The sequence below is a fragment of the Rhodococcus sp. APC 3903 genome (assembly GCF_030407755.1).
GTDB lineage: Bacteria > Actinomycetota > Actinomycetes > Mycobacteriales > Mycobacteriaceae > Rhodococcus_F > Rhodococcus_F erythropolis.
On the sequence record NZ_JASDCV010000008.1, the window covers coordinates 85,062 to 105,420 of the forward strand.

The following is a 20,359-nucleotide window of genomic DNA, read 5'->3' on the forward strand; positions in this document are numbered from 1 at the left end:
TCTCCTTGGCAGTCTTTGAGGTACAGCGCATCTTGAACACCGCAGGAAAGGCCCCGAATGACTCCATCACTGACCGACCACACCGTGCCGTCCGCAGGTAGGTTGCACCGAGAAGACTGCAACATCGACGACTTCGCCGCTTTGGTCGCGCACGACACCGACCTTGCCGATTACCCGTACGCCGATTCAGTGGCCGACGGGGTTCTTCTGTACCGCTCCGAAGCATTGGTAGAGCAATCGTCGAATCCTGAAACCCGGGCCGAGATCCAAGACGAGATCGCCCGGGCGTTACTCACCGGCCCCGGCATCACAGTCTTTCAAGGCGCATTCGACGCGGAGATACTGGATCGCGCCAGCGCGGTCTTCCGTGAACTCATTGCACGCCAACACGAATCCGGTGCAGCGTCAGGAGATCACTTCGCCAAACCTGGTGCCAATGACCGAATCTGGGGCGCACAACTGAAGTTGGCGCTCGAAGATCCCAAGGCTTACGTCGACTACTACGCAAACAGCATTGTCGCTTTGGCTTCGGAAGCGTGGCTCGGCCCCATGTATCAGGTGACGTCGGACGTCAACGTCGTCAATCCCGGTGGCGCCGCACAGAATCCACATCGCGACTACCACCTCGGTTTCATGTCGAGCGACGTAGCCGCGAAGTTTCGGGCGCATGTTCACCGCTTGACCCCTGCCCTCACCTTGCAAGGTGCAGTCGCCCACGTGGATATGCCGGCCGAGACGGGCCCGACCAAGTATCTGCCGTACTCCCAGCAATTCGAAGCCGGATACCTCGCGTTCGAGCGTCCCGAGTTCAAGGAGTTCTTCGAAGCCAACTACGTCCAATTACCTTTGAAGAAGGGAGATGCCGTCTTCTTCAACCCAGCGCTGTTCCACGCGGCAGGCCACAACAAGTCCGCGGACGTCCTGCGTATGGCAAATCTTCTCCAGGTGTCGTCGGCCTTCGGTCGAGCCCTCGGAACCATCGACCGGGAGGCACTCGTCAACGCGATCTATCCGGCACTGCTCGCTCTCAGCGAGGCGGGGTCCGACGAGGCAGTTCGGTGCGCCGTCGCCGCCTCGGCCGAGGGCTACGCCTTCCCGACCAATCTGGACCGAGACCAACCGATCGACGGCCTCGCGCCTCAGACGCAGGCCGAACTCGTGACGGAAGCGGTTCGCGAGCGGATCTCACCTGATCGACTGGCCGATCTACTGAAGGCACAGTCAGCGAGACGAATGAGCTGAGGGACGGCAGCGCTGAAGAGACTTGGGCCGCTTAATGCCGATCGGTCGGTACGCTCGAAGCATGGGGTGGGACTTGTTAGTGCTGTTCGCCATGATCGGCCCGTTGGCGACGTTCGGGTGGGCGGCTGTTCGGGCGAAGCGCCGCGGACTCGGTGGCTCGTTCGTGGGGCCGTTTCAGGAAATGTTCGATCCTGGTGCGGCGCGAGCACAGACGGTCATCGAACAGATCGCGGAACTGCCGGATCCTGCGGACTCCGGCGACCCGGACAACGATGACGATGTGCCGTACACAGTCACCTATGAGGGTGTTCGGCTCCACATCAATCCCGGTAGGGCTCGACAGCGTGGAGGCGAAGGGACCGTCGAGCACGCTGACTGAAAGTTGCACCAGATCCAATGTTCAGACAGCGGTCCGCGCGACGCGGGAGAGTAAACCGGCGCTGCACGGCGGTGAGGAACGTAGCGGTCGAACGCGAACACTCTCGTTGCGTTGGGCAGGAGCAGAGCGGAACATGAACCTCATGCCTGTCTCCGAACTTCTCCGCCTAGGTACCGCGCAACCGATCATTCGCTGGGGCACCCCTGTCCTTCATACGCCAGCTCGGCCAGTGACTGAATTCGGCAGCGATCTCCAAGATCTGCTGGCAGACATGTTCGCTACCAACACCGCCGCAAACGGCGCAGGACTCGCAGCTCAACAGATCGGCGTCGACCTCGCGGTGTTCATCTACGACTGCACCGACGAGGTAGGGACGCAACGCACCGGCGTCGTCTGCAATCCGGTCGTTGACCTTCCTGAAGGAGTCGACCGGCAGCTAGTCGACTACTGCGAAGGCTGTCTGTCCCTACCCGGCGCCTACACAGACCTCGCGCGACCCGACTTCTCGACCTGTCGCGGAAACGATCAATACGGCAACCCGATCGAAATCACTGCAGGTGGCACCCTCGGGCGCTGCTTCCAACACGAGACCGACCACATCAACGGCATTGTCTTCGGCGACCGACTTCCAACGCGCAAACGCAAACAGCTCTATCGCGACCACGACGAAGTATCGGATCAATACACAGCCCATTGGCCGGCGTGTTAAGCGGCCAGTCGGCTTAGAGGTGGAACCAGATAGCCCTACGCCGTTGGCCGGCCGAACCACTTAAACAGCTGAGTATCCAACTCCGCCTGTGTATCCCCGACCCATGCCACATGACCGTCCGGCCGAAGCAGGACAGCCGGAACTTCCAATTCAGTGCTTGTGTCAACGATATGGTCGGCGCGATCGCTCCAACCGTCGACGGACAGTTGGCCACCCTGGTCGAGAAGAAGTCCGCGGCCAGATCGCATCAGGTCGTACAGGTTGCCGCGGGTCAACGCGATGTTCCGCAGCCTCCGACCGAGTAGGTCGTCGCCTTCGCCGAAATCGTAGCGAATCGAGATCGCAGTGATCTTCTCGGTCAAATAGCGCTTGACGTCTTCGAATTCCATCAGCTCGGAGATCAAGCGCCGCACCGCTTGTGGTCCGGCAGCGGTGGAGATCAACTCGGCCTGGGCGCGCGTGTTGTCCAGCACGTCGGCAGCCACCGGACGCCGTTCCGATTCGTACGTGTCGAGCAGGCCCTCCGGTGCCCAGCCGTTGATCTCGGCGGCGAGCTTCCAGCCGAGGTTGAAGGCGTCCTGCACACCGAGATTGAGACCTTGACCGCCCATCGGTGGGTGGATGTGTGCGGCGTCGCCGGCGAGAAACACCCGGTCGCGCCGGTAGTGCTCCGCCAGACGGGTGGCGTCGCCGAAGCGCGAGAGCCACCGCGGCGAGTGCACACCGAAGTCGGTACCGGCAATGACCAGTAGCTGTTGTTTGATGTCGTCGAGGGTGGTCGGTGTTGCGCGGCCGTCGGCAACTTCGGCTGCAGGAACCACGACACGAAAAGCACCATTGCCGGCGGGACCGACTCCGAATCGTTTGTGCGTTTCCCGGATTTCGGCGACAACGGCGGCCAGTTCATCAGCGGGCATGGTCACGTCCATTTCGCCGATCAACGTGTCGGCGCTCGACGGCTCGCCGGGAAACCCGACGTCGATCAGCTTCCGAACAGTGCTGCGGCCGCCGTCGCAGCCCACGAGGTAACGCGCGTGAAGTGTTGTGCCGTCGGACAATTCCGCTGTGACGTTGTCGGTATCTTGACGGATCGCGACGACGCGCTTCCCTCGCTGAATGTCCGCGCCGACTTCGGTGGCATGTTCGGCAAGAATCCTGTCGATCTCGGGCTGAGGTATGCCCAGGACGTACCCGTGCGCAGTATCGAGGTGCGCGGGTGCCGGCTTGCTGATCCCCGCGAAGAATCCACCGAGCGGATACTTGCGGCCGTGCGCGAGGAACTTGTCCAGCAACCCGCGCTGCTCCATGATTTCGATGCTGCGCACATGGATGCCGAGGGCACGGACGAACTGAGTCGGCTCCTCGTCCTTGTCCACGACGACGACATCGACGCCCTGTAGCCGGAGCTCACCTGCCAGCATCAATCCAGTTGGTCCAGCACCGACAATGATGACGTCACTCATGCGATCCCCTCCTTCGGGCAAGGCTTTTGCTTGCTCGCAGCAGACGAGTGTGCACCATCACCGGGGCCTTGCCGCAAGCCCCGGGTCCCGCGTTATGATGAAGGTGGCGGAAGACGCTTCATTATCGGCGCACCAACACCACAGCACCTGTATCGCGTGGGAGCCGCCAACTCTCGATCACCGTCGGCACCAGCATGGCCCCGAGAACACCCAGCGTCAGAGAAAACGGCACTCCGCCGCTCAGATCCTCCGACTCCGCCAACGGTGTGCAGAGCGTGATCACCAACGCGGACAGTGCAATACCCAGACCGGATGCCAACTCTTGCAGCGTTGCATGCAGAGTATTTGCATCGGTCAGCTCACCCGAGTCGACGTCGGCGAACGCCAAGCTGTTGTACGCGGTGAACCCGATGGATCGCAACGCGCCGCTGACAAACAGTGCAACAGCGATAACGACGTCCGGTGTCGTCGACGAGATCAGTACCAGCGCACCGAAGCACACCACCGACAGAACTCCGTTTCCCACCAGAACTCGTCTGATCCCGAATCTACGCATGAGCGGAGTGGTGAGCGGTTTGATCGCGATATTCCCCGCGAACAGGGCCATCACCAGCAGACCGGCCTTGAACGCCGACATTCCGAATCCCACTTGGAACAACAACGGCAGCACAAACGGCACGCCCATGATCACGAGCCGGTACAGCGAGCCGCTCGACGCGACGAGCCGAAACGATCGAAGTCGGAGGACGCCGAGCGCGATGAGCGGATGATCCGACCGGACGAGGTGAATGACGGCCAAGCTCAACAAGATCAGAGCCGCAATGATCCCGAGGCCCACTCGTAGCCAGTCGGTTCCGACACTGTGCACGCTGTCGAGCGCCACGACAAGCACTGCGACGCCTGCTCCGATCACCACCAATCCCAGCCAGTCGAGGCTCCGTTTCTGCGTTTGCCGAATGTCGGGCACCATGCGCAATGCCAGCAGAAACCCGACGATCCCGATCGGAACGTTGATCAGAAAGATCCAGCGCCACGAAGCGATCGACACGATGGCTCCACCCACAGCGGGCGCAAGAACCGGCGCTGTGAGCGCCGGCCACGTCAAGTAAGCGATAGCCCGTACGAGTTCCGCCTTCGACGTCACCCGCAATACTGCGAGCCGCCCTACCGGCACCATCATGGCGCCGCCTACCCCTTGTAGTGCGCGCATTCCCACCAGCATCGGGAGGGACGTGCTCAGTGCACATCCCACCGACGCCACCGTGAAAACGGCTATGGCAGAGATGAAGACACGTCGCGTTCCGAACCTGTCGGCCATCCATCCGCTCGCCGGGATCAGGACGGCCAACACCAGGAGATACGAAGAAACGGCGACATTGACGTCGACGGCGTCAACTCCGAAGGATTGGGCGATCGACGGCAGTGCGGTTGCGAGAATCGTCGCATCGAGCATCTCCATGAACAGTGCTGCTGCCACCAGCAACGCCAGTCCGCGGGGAAATGTCACTGCGCCAGAGCCTTTCGGAGCAATTCTCGATCAGCCGAGAGAAATCCAGCCACCGGAGGAGACCGAGGCAACCATCGCGTCCAGAGCCTGCGCCGACGCGACAGCATCAGCGATGGTCGCGCCCTGCGGCGCTCCGTCCACGATCGAGGAGACGAAATTGCGAGCCTCGATGACCTTCAGGTCGTCATAACCCATGGCGTTGGCCGCGCCGGGTTGGAAGCGGCCGAACTCTCCCGACTCGGGGCCGACCAAAACCGTCGTGACGGATTGGTCCTGATACTTCGAGCCGAGGCTGGTGCCCAGTTCACCCATCCGGCGGTAATCCCAGAACACGGCACCCTTCGTACCGTGAATCTCGAATCCGTAGTTGTTCTGCTCTCCCACGGCGACTCGGCACGCTTCGAGGGTGCAGCGGCCGCCCGAGCCGAGCCGCAGCAGTGCGCTGACGAAGTCTTCGTTCTCGACAGCTCCCATCTCCCCGCCGCTGGCTCGGGCATGTCCACTGGTAGCGGCGGACGGACGCGCACGCTCCGGGATGAAGATCGCAGTATCAGCAACGAGAGCGTCGACGTCACCGAGAAGATGACGAATCAGATCGATGCCGTGCGAAGCCAAGTCGCCCAGGACGCCGGCGCCGCCGCGCTCACGCTCGTATCGCCAACTCAAAGCGCCTTCAGGGTGGGCCGCATAGTCGCTGAGGAAACGAAACCTCGAGTGCGTGATCGTGCCCAACTCCCCTGAGTCGATCAGGCTTTTTGCCAGGGCTACAGCCGGCGCGTTTCGGTAGTTGAAGCCGACGGTCGACTGCACACCGGCCTTCGAGACCGCTGCGGCAACAGCTTTGGCGTCTTCCGTGGACAAGCCGACGGGCTTCTCGATCCAGATGTGTTTGCCGGCTTCTGCCATTGCGACGCCGATTTCACGGTGCAAGAAGTTCGGGGCCGTGATGCTCACCGCGTCGATGGCCGGATCGGCTGCGATATCGCGCCAGTCCTGGGTGAAAGCTTCGAAACCGAATTGGTCCGCCGCTTCCTCCCCTCGGCCCGGCACCTCGTCGGCGACGGCGGCCAGGCGGATCACGGGAAGCTGGGGATAGTGCTGCCGCAGACGCAGATACGCCTGCGTGTGTACGCGGCCCATCCATCCGAATCCGGCAACTGCTACTGAAATGCCTGTCATGAGGCTCCGTTCGGGTCAAATGATCGAAGGATCGCAGAAATGCTGGGATCACAAATCACCCCCACTGACTCGGTCAGGCGGGTACTCGTGTCACCGGGATCGAGATCTAGCGGTCGACCACGGTGGTGTCGAAGTAGTAACGCGACGCTCGGTAGCAGTGGCTGCCGTACTCGACGGCACTACCTGAATCGTCAAATGCAGTGCGGCTCATGGTCAAGAGGGCAGCACCCACTTTCTCGTCGAGCAATCCTGCTTCTTCGCGAGTCGCCGCCCGAGCGCCGATTCGCTGCCGCGCCACACGGATGTGAACTCCGCGAGTTCGCAAGGTTTGGTACAGCCCTTGCGTCTCCAACTCCTCGGGATCGGGTGCGATGTCCACCGGAATGTAGTTGGTCATCACTGCAAGCGGTTCGCCGTTGGTGCTTCGCAGACGCCTGATGGTGGCCACTTCGGCGTCAGGTTCGAGGTTGAGTTCCGCGGCAACGTCCTCGGCGGGAACTCCCACCGTGAACTCGAGCAGCTTGGTCGTCGGCGCCTGGCCGGCCCTCGCAAGGTCGTCGAACAGGCTGGTGAGCTCGACCGGGCGGTGCACCGGACTTTGCACCACCTGAGTTCCGACTCCCCGCTTACGAACAAGTAGGCCCTTGTCCACCAGTTCCTGGATCGCACGTCGAGTGGTCGGACGTGAGAGATTGAGCCGTTTGGCCAACGCCAGTTCGTTCTCGAAGCGATCACCTGGGGCAAGTTCGCCACCGAGAATAGCGCCCTCGATTGCCTGGGCCAGCTGAAAATACAGCGGCACCGGGCTCGAGCGGTCCAACTCGACGGCGAGTGCTGCGACCACGGTCAACTCCGATCTGTCTTGGGAAGGCGCCGTATCGACGCTACTTCTCTCGGCAGTGTATGCGAACACTAACATTCACTTGACCGCAAGTCATAATGTCCAGACAAACTATTGACAATCGCTGTGTCGCGGCGCACAGTTTCAGTCATACAACGGTGCCCTGCGCGGGCAGCCCACCACGAACTCTCGGGAGTCAGTCTTGACAAGCATCAACACTCACCAGAGCGGGTCACACATCCCTGACGCACCATTCGACGTGCTTGCCATCGGCCGATCGGGGGTGGACATCTACCCACTTCAAACCGGTGTCGGACTCGAAGACGTCGAGACCTTCGGCAAGTTTCTCGGCGGCAGCGCAGCAAACGTCTCGGTGGCGGCTGCACGCCTCGGCCGGCGAGCAGCACTGATCTCCGGCGTAGGCAGCGATCCCTTCGGAAAGTTCGTCACACGCGAGTTGGCACGTCTGGGCGTCGACAACAGGTTTGTCGTCACCAATTCCGAGTACCCGACACCGGTGACGTTCTGCGAGATCTTCCCCCCTGACGACTTCCCGCTGTACTTCTACCGCAAGCCGCATGCGCCCGATCTTCGGATCACCCCGGAAGATATCGACCTCGACGCCGTTCGAGGAGCATCCCTCTACTGGTCGACTGTGACGGGACTGTCCGAAGAACCGAGTCGCAGTACACACTTCGCTGCTTGGGAAGCCCGCGAACGACGCCCGCTGACGGTCCTCGATCTGGACTACCGCCCGATGTTCTGGTCGACACCCCAAGAAGCGACCACTCAGGTGCAGCGCGCTCTCGCGCACGTGACGGTAGCCGTCGGAAACCGCGAAGAGTGCGAGATCGCGGTCGGTGAGACCAACCCGAACAAGGCCGCTGACGCGCTTCTCGACCTCGGAGTCGAACTGGCGATCGTGAAGCAGGGCCCGAAGGGTGTTCTCGGCAAAACACGAAAGCAATCGATCACCGTGCCGCCCAATGCCGTCGACGTGGTCAACGGGCTGGGTGCCGGCGACAGCTTCGGCGGATCACTGTGCCACGGACTGTTGGCCGGGTGGCCACTGGAGAAGGTACTGCGCTACGCCAACGCGGCCGGTGCCATAGTCGCATCTCGGCTCGAATGCTCCACTGCGATGCCAAACGCTGAAGAAGTCCACGATCTCGCCGAAGCCACAGCCACGGAGGCAGTCAATGTCTGACAAGCTCGCCGCCCGCCCCCTCGCCACCACCTACGCCGACGTGACGGAACTGCGTGCGAGCGATCCGCAGATCATCGAAAAGTCCTGGGCAGCAAGAACTCCTCGCGCCACCGTTCGAGGCAACGGACGACTGATGATCGTCGCTGCCGATCATCCAGCGCGTGGGGCATTGTCTGTCGGCGGCAAGCCGACAGCGATGAACAGTCGTACCGATCTGCTCGACAGATTACGCAACGCGCTCGACAATCCCGGAGTCGACGGCGTTCTCGGTACCGCGGACATTCTCGACGATCTGCTCCTCCTCGGGGCCCTCGAGGACAAGGTCGTCTTCTCGTCGATGAACCGCGGCGGCCTGGCGGGCGCGAGCTTCGAACTCGACGACCGCATGACCGGATATACCGCGGCGGGCACCGCGAAGTTCGGAATGAACGGCGGAAAGATGCTGCTGCGCATCGCCCTCGACGACGCGGGCACCCTGCCCACCATGACGGCATGTGCCGAGGCCGTTGACGAACTGGCCGCGGCCGGACTGATCGCGATGCTCGAGCCGTTCCTCTCCAGTCGCGTCAACGGCAAGGTGGTCAACGATCTCAGCCCCGACGCCGTCATCAAGTCCATCCACATCTCCCAAGGTCTCGGCTCCACCTCGGCGTATACGTGGATGAAACTGCCGGTCGTCGACGAGATGGAACGCGTCATGGATGCGACCACCCTCCCGACGCTGCTCCTGGGCGGCGATCCGCAGATCGCGCCGGAAGAAACGTACGCGAAGTGGGGCGCTGCCCTTCAGCTGCCGTCCGTGCGCGGACTGATCGTCGGGCGCGCGCTGCTCTACCCACCGGACGGCGACGTGACCGCGGCCGTCGACACCGCAGTCAAGCTCGTCCACTAGAACCGACCTGGCAGGAGCAAGATGTTCAGCAAGTACTACGTCCCCGCCGGATCGTCCGCCGACGGTGATTTCACGACAGTGGTCACGCCGGAGTCCGCCGGGTGGGCCGAATCCAGCTTGTGGACACTCGAACTCGCCCCCGGCGCGAGCGTCCACCTGCAGTCCGGCGAGAACGAGATAGTCGTCGTTCCACTGTCGGGTTCGGCCGTGATCGTTGCCGAGGGGACGGAGATCGCCCTGACCGGCCGCGCGTCGGTCTTCGACGGACCGAGCGACTTCGCCTACATAGGACGCGATTCCGACTACACAGTGGCCAGCGCAGGTGGAGGCCGCTTCGCCCTGTGCGGAGCGCGCGCCGGCGCAAAGCTCCCCCATCGCTACGGTCCCGCATCAGGAGTTGCCGTCGAACTCCGCGGTGCCGGTAACTGCAGCCGACAGGTTCACAACTTCGCCACCGCAGACACTTTCGAGGCAGACTCCATCATCGCGTGTGAGGTCATCACCCCCGGCGGGAACTGGTCGTCGTATCCCAGCCACAAGCACGACGAGAACAGCGACGTCGAATCGGCCCTGGAAGAGATCTACTACTTCGAGATCGACCGCAGCCCCACCGGGACCGAAGGGTTCGGCTACCACCGCGTGTACGGAACCGCCGAGAGACCTATCGAGGTGCTCGAGGAAGTCCGCTCGGGCGACGTCGTCCTCGTGCCGCACGGCTATCACGGCCCGTCCATCGCAGCGCCGGGCCACCACATGTACTACCTCAATGTCATGGCAGGTTCGGGCGAGATCCGGGCGTGGAACATCTGTGACGATCCGCAACACACCTGGCTACGTGGAAGCTGGGATCACCAGGACATCGACCCTCGACTGCCGTTGCAGTCCCACAACTGACGGAAGTGAAAGCTGTGGCACCCACCAACAACGCAACCGGCAATCGTCTACCTCGCGACGAGCCGACCGTATACCTCACCGTTTCTCAAGCTGTCGTCCGCTTCCTCGCCAACCAGTACACCGAACGCGACGGCCAGCGCACCAAGCTGTTCGCCGGCTGCTTCGGAATCTTCGGGCACGGCAACGTCGCCGGACTGGGGCAGGCACTCTTGCAGGCCGAGATCCAGGATCTCGATGCCGGCCGTGAGCCGACACTCCCCTACGTGCTCGGCCGCAATGAACAGGCGATGGTGCACTCGGCTGTCGCGCACGCCCGCATGAAGGACCGCCTGCAGACGTGGGCAGTCTCGTCCAGCGTCGGCCCCGGTGCCACCAATATGATCACCGGCGCGGCGCTGGCCACCATCAACCGTCTACCTGTATTACTCCTTCCCGCAGACACTTTCGCGACCCGCGCCAGTGCCCCCGTCTTGCAGGAACTCGAACTCCCGTCGAGCGGCGACGTCACGGTCAACGACGCTTTCAAGCCGGTCTCACGATACTTCGATCGGGTATGGCGCCCGGAGCAGTTGCCGAGCGCTCTGCTCGCCGGGATGCGCGTTCTCACTGATCCCGTCGAGACCGGCGCAGTCACCATCGCCATCCCGCAGGACGTGCAGGCCGAGGCATTCGACTGGCCCGAGTCTTTCTTCGCCGAACGGGTGTGGCACGTGGCCCGCCCGCTCCCCGAGCGATCGGTGATCGAACGCGCCGCCGCGATCATCCGCTCGGCTCGCAAGCCACTGATCGTCGCCGGCGGCGGCGTGATCTACAGCCAGGCCACCGACTCTCTGGCAGCGTTCTGCGCGCAGACCGGAATCCCCGTGGGGCAGAGCCAGGCCGGCAAGGGTTCATTGGTCTACGACCATCCACAATCCGTCGGGGCGGTGGGGTCCACCGGCACTACGGCCGCAAACGCACTGGCCACCGAGGCGGACGTCGTCATCGGAATCGGCACGCGGTACAGCGATTTCACGAGCGCGTCCCGCACCGCATTCACCAATCCCGACGTTCGCTTCGTCAACATCAACGTCGCTTCACTGGACTCCGTGAAGCAGGGCGGAGTCAGTGTTGTCGCCGACGCACGTGAGGCACTCGACGCGCTGGCACTTGCACTGAACGACTACCGGGTGGACGACGAATACGCGTCCAGGATCGGTGCACTCGCTCGCGATTGGGATGCGATCGTCGAATCCGTCTACAACCCAGCCGAACCCGCTGCCGACGGGTCACTGAATCAGAATCAGGTGATCGGCCTGGTCAACACTCTGTCCGATCCACGTGACGTCGTGGTGTGCGCTGCCGGGTCCATGCCAGGTGACCTCCACAAGCTGTGGCGAACCCGTGATCCCAAGGGGTATCACGTCGAATACGGGTACTCGTGCATGGGATACGAAGTTGCCGGCGGTCTAGGCGTCCGCATGGCGTGCCCCGATCGCGACGTGTTCGTGATGGTCGGCGATGGTTCCTATCTGATGATGGCCACCGAATTGGTCACCGCCGTACAGGAACGCCTCAAGGTCATCGTCGTCCTGGTGCAGAATCACGGATTTGCCTCCATCGGTTCGCTGTCCGAGTCGCTGGGTTCCCAGCGCTTCGGCACGCAGTACCGCTACCGCTCGAATGACGGACGTCTCGACGGAGGTGTTCTCCCGGTCGATCTGGCCGCGAACGCCGCCAGCCTCGGTGTCGACGTCATCCGCGCCAACACCGCCGCCGAGTTCGCCGACGCGATCAAAGTCGCCAAAGCAAGCGACACCAGCACGGTCATCCACGTCGAAACCGATCCGCTGATCGGCGCCCCGGACAGCGAATCATGGTGGGACGTACCGGTATCAGCTACTTCCGAACTGGAATCGACCAAGAACGCCCGGACAACCTACGAGTCCTGGAAGAAGATCCAGCGACCGTATCTACGTCCATCCGAATGAAAATTCCGCACAGCCACACCCCAAAAAGCCTGCTCGCGAAAGGAATCTAGACATGAGCGCGATTCGCGTCGGATCAGCCCCCGACTCCTGGGGTGTGTGGTTTCCGGACGACCCTCAGCAGACCCCATACACGCGATTCCTCGACGAGGTGTCCGCGTCGGGATACGAATGGATCGAACTCGGTCCGTTCGGATACCTTCCGACCGATCCAGCCAAGCTGACTGACGAACTCGGAGCACGCGGCCTCAAGCTTTCGGCCGGTACCGTTTTCGAACACCTGCACCAGGACGATTCCTGGGATGCCGTCTGGAATCAGATCAAGGACGTCGCCAAGTTGACCGCAGCCGTCGGCGGCAAGCACGTAGTGGTCATCCCCGAGATGTGGCGCGATCCTTCCACCGGAGTGGTACTCGAAGATCGAAATCTGACTCCCGAGCAGTGGCGCAAGAAAACCGACGGCATGAACGCTCTCGGCAAGGCGATGCTCGAGGAGTACGGCGTCATGGCGCAGTACCACCCTCATGCCGACAGCCATGTCGATATCGAGGACAACGTCTACAAGTTCCTCGAAGGTACAGACGAGCGTTTCGTGAACCTGTGCCTCGATACCGGCCACATCAGCTACTGCGGCGGCGACAACCTGGCCATCATCAACAAGCATCCGGAGCGCATCGGGTACCTGCACCTCAAGCAGGTGGATCCGGCGATCGTCGCCAAGGTGGAGGCGGAGGACCTGCCGTTCGGCGAAGCCGTCAAACTCGGCGCGATGATCGAACCACCGCGTGGAATCCCGGACATGCCGCCGCTTCTGGAGGCCATCGAGAAGCTCGGCATCGACGTGTTCGCGATCGTCGAGCAGGACATGTATCCCTGCCATCCCGACACACCGCTGCCCATCGCAGCGCGCACTCAGAAGTACCTGTCCACCTGTGGCGTCCCCGCCGTCCGTTTCAGCTGAGCAACACAATCGAGGAGTACCACCGCATGTCTGACAACCAGGATCTCCGGATCGCAGTGCTCGGCGTCGGCATCATGGGGGCCGATCACGTCGACCGCATCACCAACAAAATCGGCGGTGCCCGAGTCACTGTCGTCAACGACTACTCTCTTGCCCGCGCCGAGGAAATCGCAGCATTGACGCCGGGGTCACGCGTCGTCGTCGATCCGTTCGATGCCATCGCAGCCGAGGACGTCGACGCCGTTGTGCTCGCAACCCCGGGCCCGACCCATGAGAAGCAGGTACTTGCCTGCCTCGAAGCAGGCAAGCCGGTTCTCTGCGAGAAGCCGCTGACCACCGACGCGGGCAGTTCGCTGGCGATCGTCAAAGCCGAAGCAGCGCTGGGAAAGAAACTGATCCAGGTCGGTTTCATGCGCCGGTTCGACCACGAATACACCCAGCTCAAGGATTTGATCGACAGCGGCGATCTCGGTCGCCCTCTCGTTGTTCACTGCGCGCACCGCAATCCTGCGGTTCCGAACGGCTTCGACAGCGCGATGATCGTCAAGGACTCACTCGTCCACGAGGTCGACGTGACGCGATTCCTGCTCGACGAAGAGATCACCTCGGTGCAGATAATTCGGCCGTCTGCGAATTCGCGTGCTCCCGAGGGCATTCAAGACCCACAGATCGCTATATTCGAGACCGAGTCCGGTAGACACGTCGACGCCGAGGTGTTTGTCACCACCGGAGTTGCCTACGAGGTGCGCACCGAAGTTGTCGGCGAACTCGGAAGCGCGATGATCGGACTCGACGTGGGACTGATCCGAAAGACCAAGCCCGGCAACTGGGGTGGGCAGATCACCCCAGGATTCCGCGAACGCTTCGGGCAGGCATACGACACCGAGTTCGCCCGGTGGATCAAGGCAGTGAAGACGGGCGCCGGCACCGGCAACTACATCGACGGACCTGGCGCCTGGGACGGGTACGCCGCGGCAGCTGTCTGCGCCGCTGGCGTGAAGTCTCTGGAGACGGGTCAGCGCGTCGTCGTGGACATGGTTGCGCGCGACTCTGTGGCCGGGGCGTAGCGATGAAGGTCGCACTCGATCCCACCCCGTTCCATCACGATTACTCGCTGCTGGAGCTTCCCCGAGTTGTTGCCGATCTCGGGTACGAGTACCTGCAGCTCACACCGCACGTCGACATGATCCCGTTCTTCAATCACCCGAAAGCCGACGACGCGCTCGTCACCGAGTTCCGGAAGGCCTGCGCGAGTGCGGGAGTCGGCATCGCGTCGGTGCTCCCGGTCCTTCGGTGGTCCGGCCCGGACGAGGACGCTCGCGAAGCAGCAGTGCGTTACTGGAAGCGGGCCATCCAGATCACGGTCGATCTCGGTGTCAACGTCATGAACACCGAATTCTCCGGCCGCCCCGAGAAAGCCGAAGAGTCCGAGCGTGCGTTCTATCGTTCGATGGAGGAACTGCTTCCGATCATCGAACGCGAGGGGATCGACGTCCTGATCGACCCGCACCCGGACGATTTTGTCGAAGACGGACTTGCCGCGATCCGCACGATCCGTGGCGTGAATTCCAAGAACCTCGGCATGGTGATCGTGGCGTGCCACCAATTCCACATGGGTGGGGACCTTCCCGCCATCATGGAGGCCGCCGGCGACATGGTCCGTCTCGTACATGTGGCAGACACCATGGATCATCACCGTTCCCACGGACTTCGCTACATCACCAATCCGCCAGGCAATGCCGTTCGAGTGCATCAACACCTCAAAATCGGGGACGGAGACGTCAACTGGGACGAATTCTTCGGCGGCCTCGGCAAACTCGGCTTCTACGATCGTGACAACACCGTGATGGTGTCGAGCGTCTTCGCCGAGAACGAAAACGCACACGAGGTTTCCCGGTACCAGCGCGAGACGATGAACGACTATGTCGCCAAGTACACCTCCCCGAACTCCTGAGCCACCAGACCACTAGGAAATACCATGACCAGCACTGATACTCGAGTCATCGCGCACTGGTTGGACGGCAAGTCGTTCGCCGGAACATCCGAGAACACCGCCCCCGTCACCAACCCCGCCACCGGACAGATCACCGGCCGACTCGCCCTGGCGAACCTCGAGGACGCTCGCACCGTCATCGACGCTGCTGCGGCGGCCTTCCCCGCCTGGCGTGACACCTCCCTGGCCCGGCGCACACAGATACTGTTCAGCTTCCGCGAACTCCTCAACGCTCGCAAAGGTGAACTCGCCGAGATCATCACAGCCGAGCACGGCAAGGTTCTCTCCGACGCCCTCGGCGAAATCAGCCGCGGACAAGAAGTAGTCGAATTCGCCTGCGGAATAGCGCATCTCCTCAAGGGCGGATACACCGAGAATGCATCGACCAAGGTCGACGTCTACTCCATCCGCCAACCCCTCGGCCCCGTAGGCATCATCTCCCCCTTCAACTTTCCCGCGATGGTCCCGATGTGGTTCTTCCCGGTCGCCATCGCCGCCGGGAACACCGTGATTCTCAAACCCTCGGAGAAGGACCCCACCGCGGCGATCTGGCTCGCCGAACTCTGGGCCGAAGCCGGTCTGCCCCCCGGCGTCTTCAACGTCCTCCAAGGTGACAAGCTCGCCGTCGACGAACTTCTGGAAAACAAAGCAGTCAAAGCGATTTCGTTTGTCGGATCCACCCCCATCGCCCAGTACGTCTATGCCACCGGCACCGCCAACGGCAAACGCGTGCAAGCACTCGGCGGCGCCAAGAACCACGCCATCGTTCTGCCGGACGCCGACCTCGACCTCGCCGCCGACGCAATGGTCAACGCGGGATTCGGCTCCGCGGGCGAACGATGCATGGCGATCTCCGCCCTGGTCGCAGTCGGCGACATCGCCGACGAACTGGTCGCCAAGATCGTCGAGCGGACCACTCCCCTCGTCACCGGTGACGGCACCAAGAACTCCGACATGGGTCCGCTCGTCACCAAGGCCCACCGCGACAAGGTCGCCTCATACGTCGATGCAGGCGAGAAGGACGGCGCCACCATCGTGGTCGACGGACGTACAGTCCAGGCCGATGGTGGACCGGACGGCTTCTGGCTTGGACCCACCCTCATCGACCACGTCACCACCGACATGTCGATCTACACCGACGAAATCTTCGGGCCTGTTCTCTCCGTCGTGCGCGTCGATACCTACGACCAAGCCCTCGAACTGATCAACAACAACCCGTACGGAAACGGCACCGCCATCTTCACCAACGACGGCGGCGCTGCCCGACGCTTCCAGAACGAGGTGGAGGTCGGCATGATCGGCATCAACGTCCCCATCCCGGTTCCCATGGCCTACTACAGCTTCGGCGGCTGGAAGAACAGCCTCTTCGGTGACACCCACGCTCACGGGACAGAAGGTGTTCATTTCTTCACGCGAGGTAAAGCCGTCACCAGTCGCTGGCTCGACCCCAGCCACGGCGGCATCAACCTCGGCTTCCCCGAAAACAGTTAGCCGCAAGACATCTGTGGCCGAGACTCTCGAAGAGGCTCGGCCACAGATGTTTTCGAGAGGTCTACGCGACCGTGGGGTGGTACGTCAGCACCTGAACTCCGGATTCGTACCGACGATCGTCCTTCAACTCGAGGTCGATCTTGTCGGCCGATTCGGGGAACACTCTCCCGCCGGACCCGAGAATGACCGGGAAGACCATCAGCCGTAGCTCGTCGACCAGACCGGCCAGCAACAACGCGTGGACGAGCGTCCGACTTCCCGCGACCAGGATTTCGCCGTCGATCTGCTCCTTCAACTTCGGAACGGATTCCTCGATGGGACCGTCGAGCGCCGTCGAGTTGTTCCATTCGAGCGGCTCCGTCGAACTCGTGACGACGTACTTGGGCATCTCGTTCATCTTGTCCGCAAAGCCTTGGTCGTCTTCGCGCTCAGGCCAGGCACCGGCGAAGCTCTCGTAGGTCCGTCGACCGAGTAGAAGCACGTCCGCGGCGAGGGTTTCGTCGAGTTTGAACTTCATCTGATCGCCCTCCTGGTACGGAAAGACCCATCCAGTGTGCGCATAGCCCGGTTCGCCACCGGGCGCTTCCATAACCATGTCCAAAGACACGAATTCTGTCACCACGATCTTGCCCATACCGATCCCCTGTCGTCAGTGCGTGTGCGCCATTCGAGTAGTCGACTACCCCACTGTTACAGACTCTGCGTGGTGGTGGAACTCATCGGCGGCGATCTTCGATTGTCACCACATAAAGACGTCAGCACACAACCCAGGCGCCGTTCTCCTTGATCAACGTGATGTCCTCGCGCATCATCTCGGACGGATCCTCGGTGCTGTAATGGCGAGTGTTGGCTGTTGCCGAATCCCCGTTCACGACGATGTTCTCCACTCCGTCTAACCTCAGACTCGCAAGCGTGTCGTCGAACGGCGACTCTTCGGCCCGGGGGCTCTCGCTGCGCATCGAACTGCATTGAGTGCTGTCCACTGCCTCCCAGTCCCTTTCGGCCATGAATTCGAAACTCTGACCGACTACGGCAGAGATTTGGCTCTCGGCCGACGGTTCCGAATCGCCGGAACATCCCACGACGGCGGCTGACGTTCCGATGAGTGTCATTGCGGCGAGCGTCAGGCGTCCGCGTATGACTGTGAGGTTCATCCGTCCACTATGACCGATGTACAAACCGAATCGCCTGTTTTCGATCCCTCTGCTTGCGTGGCGATTCGGACGTTCCCTCACGTTCGCATACCCTCGTATATCGATGATGTGGCGTCGAAAGTGTGCAGTGGCAGTGGCCGGAACAGTGCTCTCAGGGAGCATTGCGTTTACCGGTGTCGTAGGGACCTCGGGAGTGGCCGGCGCCCAACCGGCCCCGCCGCCGCCCACCACCACCGAGGCACCGTTCACAACACCCAACACCGACAGCTGCCCGTTCACGAGTAGCCCGGCGCCGGCGATCGATCTCTCCGAAGCACCCGCGCCCGGATCCACGGCCCCGACTGCTGTCCCGATTCCGGAAAGCCCCGTCGGTGGAGACAAGCTCGGCGAGTGTGGCGTCGTGCTTCCTGACGGCGCTCCCCCGCTCCCGGCCGACATCGCGGCATCCGGATGGGTACTCGCGGACGCCGAAACCGGTGAGGTCCTCGCCGCGAAAGATCCGCACGGTCGCTACCGACCGGCCAGTACCATCAAGATGCTGTTGGCTCTCGTCGCTCTCGACGAACTCGATCTCGACACCGAAATCACCGCAACTGCCGAAGACGCGGACGCTGAAGGTAGCGCTGTCGGCATCGGCAAGGGCGGCAAGTACACCAACCGGCAACTGATGCAGGGTCTGGTCATGGCATCGGGAAACGATGCCGCGCACGCTCTTGCCCGCCAACTCGGCGGTGACGCTGCAGCCGTGTCGAAAATGAACGCACTCGCGGCCGAACTCGGCGCCCTCGACACCCGCACGGCAACTCCATCCGGACTCGACGGCCCAGGGATGAGCAGTTCACCGTACGACCTGGCCGTAATCTTCCATACAGCCCTCCAGAATCCGACGTTTGCCGGACTGATCCATACCGAAACCGTCGAGTTTCCCGGCTTCCCCAAGGATCCGACGATTCCGGACGATCAGGATCGCCCCGGATTCACTCTCGCGAACGACAATCAGTTGCTCTACAACTACGACGGCGCATTGGGCGGCAAGACCGGCTTCACCGACGACGCCCGCCACACGTACGTCGGTGCTGCGGAGCGCAACGGCCGGAAACTACTGGTGACATTGATGGGCGGCGAAGCCAAGCCGATCCGTCCGTGGGAGCAGGCTGCCCGTCTACTCGACTACGGATATGCACTTCCCGCGAGCACAACCGTCGGCTCGTTGACGGACCGATCGACCGACGATGCCACGCCCGACGTCACTCGCACACCGTCTGCCGCTGCACCCGGCTCGATCTCGGCAGCACCCACCGCTACCGACACCGAGTCGGACACCACTGACCGCATCCTCATCGGTGCTGTCGGCGGAGTTGTGGTGATCGCACTTGTGGCGGGAGCCGTTGCTCTGAACCGTCGAAGGCGCTAACGCGGCCGACGGCGCATGAAGCCCGAAAGACCCAGGCCGGCAACCGCACCCGTGGCGATCAACGCAGCCACGCGAGACGGTGAAGCTCCGTCACTGACAACGATTCGCGGCGAGATCACGGCCGGATCCGGCGGCGGAACGAAGGCGAGAGCCATACTTTCCTTTGTCGTCGCCGCCCACGCCGTGCAGAACAGCAGCATCCTCGACGCCGTGTACACGAACACGAGCAAACCGATGATCGGGCCGAATGCCACGCCCGCCGGGCCACTGGTGACGGCCGCGAGGTAGATCGCACCTACCTGCTTGAAGATCTCGAATACGACCGCGGCGATAAGCGCTGCCTGCGCGGCGCTGCGCAGCGTGACAGGCTCGCGCGGTAGCCGGGCAATCACCCACAGGAACACCGCCCACGTCGCCAGGAGTGAGAGCAACAGTGAAACGACTCTGAGCCCCACACCGACACCGGTGATGTTCTCGAGGTTGAGCCATTTCACGATCTGAGTCGCAACCGGCCCGCTGCTCAGCGCCGACATTCCCAGTGAGACGACCATGGCGAGAGCCAGACCGATGAGGGCCCCTGCGTCACCGAGTTTGGTACGAACGAAACCCTTCGGCTCGCGCTTGCTCTCCCACATCGCCGTCAGCGCGTCGCGAACATTTGCCATCCAACCGAGACCCGCGTACGCGGCACCCAGGAGACCGAAGATTCCGACGCTCGCGCGCGAGTCGATAGCCGAATCGATCAGCGTGTTGATGGTGTCACCCAAGCTGCCCGGAATGCTCTTGGTGATCTGCTCCTGAATCGACTCCAGGTACTCGGGATGCCCGGCCAATACGAAACCGGCCACTGCAAACGCGACCATCATGATCGGAATCAATGCGAGAACACTGAAGTACGTGATTCCCGCAGCGTAGTAATCGCCCTTTTGCTCTTGGAAACGTCCTGCGGCGCGAACCAGATGATCGAGCCAGGGTCGCGCTGCTCGTTGCTTCTCGAGAAAGCTCGGTGCGTCGTCGTCCGTGTCAGCCATTGCCGTCCCCCTCATGTTCGGTCAGGCGTCGTGAG

At 62.4% G+C, this 20,359-nt stretch carries 19 protein-coding genes; 12 read left to right on the top strand and 7 right to left on the bottom strand.

Going from position 1 to position 20,359, the window contains the following annotated elements; translation table 11 throughout:
* Positions 1–57: 57 nt before the first annotated feature.
* From QMA15_RS13385 to QMA15_RS13395, 3 genes are all read left to right on the top strand, one after another.
* Complete coding sequence (locus QMA15_RS13385) at positions 58–1,242, top strand: phytanoyl-CoA dioxygenase family protein (protein ID WP_060938838.1); 1,185 nt, start codon at positions 58–60, stop codon at positions 1,240–1,242.
* Between the two features lie 61 nt (positions 1,243–1,303).
* Positions 1,304–1,621, top strand: a complete 318-nt coding sequence (locus tag QMA15_RS13390) for a hypothetical protein (RefSeq protein WP_230091128.1) — start codon at positions 1,304–1,306, stop codon at positions 1,619–1,621.
* 229 nt (positions 1,622–1,850) lie between these two features.
* Positions 1,851–2,330 (top strand): peptide deformylase, encoded by a 480-nt coding sequence (locus QMA15_RS13395; protein WP_230091127.1) that lies wholly within the window; start codon positions 1,851–1,853, stop codon positions 2,328–2,330.
* Between the two features lie 35 nt (positions 2,331–2,365).
* On the opposite strand, the gene iri is transcribed toward QMA15_RS13395, so the two are convergent.
* The 4 genes from iri to QMA15_RS13415 all read right to left on the bottom strand — a co-directional run bounded on the left by iri (position 2,366) and on the right by QMA15_RS13415 (position 7,323).
* Positions 2,366–3,793 carry a rifampin monooxygenase Iri gene (iri, locus tag QMA15_RS13400; protein ID WP_290284888.1) on the bottom strand — a complete coding sequence of 476 codons (1,428 nt, stop codon included), beginning with the start codon at positions 3,791–3,793 and terminating at the stop codon, positions 2,366–2,368.
* 121 nt (positions 3,794–3,914) lie between these two features.
* Positions 3,915–5,300 carry an MFS transporter gene (locus tag QMA15_RS13405; RefSeq protein WP_279163727.1) on the bottom strand — a complete coding sequence of 462 codons (1,386 nt, stop codon included), beginning with the start codon at positions 5,298–5,300 and terminating at the stop codon, positions 3,915–3,917.
* Positions 5,301–5,330: 30 nt separating this feature from the next.
* Positions 5,331–6,479: a Gfo/Idh/MocA family oxidoreductase gene (locus QMA15_RS13410; protein WP_046378299.1), complete on the bottom strand. Its 1,149-nt coding sequence runs from the start codon at positions 6,477–6,479 to the stop codon at positions 5,331–5,333.
* 106 nt (positions 6,480–6,585) lie between these two features.
* On the bottom strand, positions 6,586–7,323 hold the full coding sequence (locus tag QMA15_RS13415) for a GntR family transcriptional regulator (RefSeq protein WP_003941006.1): 738 nt from the start codon (positions 7,321–7,323) through the stop codon (positions 6,586–6,588).
* Between the two features lie 199 nt (positions 7,324–7,522).
* Here QMA15_RS13415 and iolC point away from each other — a divergent pair, with 199 nt between their 5' ends.
* The 8 genes from iolC to QMA15_RS13455 are packed head-to-tail and all read left to right on the top strand — an operon-like array spanning position 7,523 to position 16,725.
* Positions 7,523–8,527: a 5-dehydro-2-deoxygluconokinase gene (gene iolC / locus QMA15_RS13420; RefSeq protein WP_279163726.1), complete on the top strand. Its 1,005-nt coding sequence runs from the start codon at positions 7,523–7,525 to the stop codon at positions 8,525–8,527.
* Positions 8,520–9,419, top strand: a complete 900-nt coding sequence (locus QMA15_RS13425) for an aldolase (protein WP_279163725.1) — start codon at positions 8,520–8,522, stop codon at positions 9,417–9,419. The genes iolC and QMA15_RS13425 overlap by 8 nt, the downstream gene beginning before the upstream one ends.
* A 21-nt stretch (positions 9,420–9,440) precedes the next feature.
* Entirely contained in the window at positions 9,441–10,313 is an 873-nt protein-coding gene (gene iolB, locus QMA15_RS13430) for a 5-deoxy-glucuronate isomerase (protein ID WP_195791093.1), read from the top strand.
* Between the two features lie 14 nt (positions 10,314–10,327).
* Positions 10,328–12,283: a 3D-(3,5/4)-trihydroxycyclohexane-1,2-dione acylhydrolase (decyclizing) gene (gene iolD / locus QMA15_RS13435; RefSeq protein WP_279163724.1), complete on the top strand. Its 1,956-nt coding sequence runs from the start codon at positions 10,328–10,330 to the stop codon at positions 12,281–12,283.
* Between the two features lie 52 nt (positions 12,284–12,335).
* Entirely contained in the window at positions 12,336–13,241 is a 906-nt protein-coding gene (locus QMA15_RS13440; protein WP_046378296.1) for a sugar phosphate isomerase/epimerase, read from the top strand.
* A 26-nt stretch (positions 13,242–13,267) separates the two neighbouring features.
* Positions 13,268–14,308, top strand: a complete 1,041-nt coding sequence (locus QMA15_RS13445; RefSeq protein ID WP_279163723.1) for a Gfo/Idh/MocA family oxidoreductase — start codon at positions 13,268–13,270, stop codon at positions 14,306–14,308.
* Between the two features lie 2 nt (positions 14,309–14,310).
* Positions 14,311–15,195, top strand: a complete 885-nt coding sequence (locus QMA15_RS13450; protein WP_070796145.1) for a sugar phosphate isomerase/epimerase family protein — start codon at positions 14,311–14,313, stop codon at positions 15,193–15,195.
* 24 nt (positions 15,196–15,219) lie between these two features.
* Positions 15,220–16,725, top strand: a complete 1,506-nt coding sequence (locus QMA15_RS13455; RefSeq protein ID WP_060938832.1) for a CoA-acylating methylmalonate-semialdehyde dehydrogenase — start codon at positions 15,220–15,222, stop codon at positions 16,723–16,725.
* Between the two features lie 61 nt (positions 16,726–16,786).
* Here QMA15_RS13455 and QMA15_RS13460 read toward each other — a convergent pair whose 3' ends face one another.
* Positions 16,787–17,359 (bottom strand): dihydrofolate reductase family protein, encoded by a 573-nt coding sequence (locus QMA15_RS13460; protein ID WP_019747666.1) that lies wholly within the window; start codon positions 17,357–17,359, stop codon positions 16,787–16,789.
* Between the two features lie 121 nt (positions 17,360–17,480).
* Complete coding sequence (locus tag QMA15_RS13465; protein ID WP_047888601.1) at positions 17,481–17,879, bottom strand: hypothetical protein; 399 nt, start codon at positions 17,877–17,879, stop codon at positions 17,481–17,483.
* Positions 17,880–17,982: 103 nt separating this feature from the next.
* Here QMA15_RS13465 and QMA15_RS13470 point away from each other — a divergent pair, with 103 nt between their 5' ends.
* Complete coding sequence (locus tag QMA15_RS13470) at positions 17,983–19,293, top strand: D-alanyl-D-alanine carboxypeptidase family protein (RefSeq protein WP_225989366.1); 1,311 nt, start codon at positions 17,983–17,985, stop codon at positions 19,291–19,293.
* Here the strand turns inward: QMA15_RS13470 and yhjD are convergent.
* Positions 19,290–20,324, bottom strand: coding sequence for an inner membrane protein YhjD (gene yhjD / locus QMA15_RS13475; protein ID WP_279163722.1), 1,035 nt, complete (start codon positions 20,322–20,324; stop codon positions 19,290–19,292). The genes QMA15_RS13470 and yhjD overlap by 4 nt on opposite strands.
* Between the last annotated feature and the right edge of the window lie 35 nt (positions 20,325–20,359).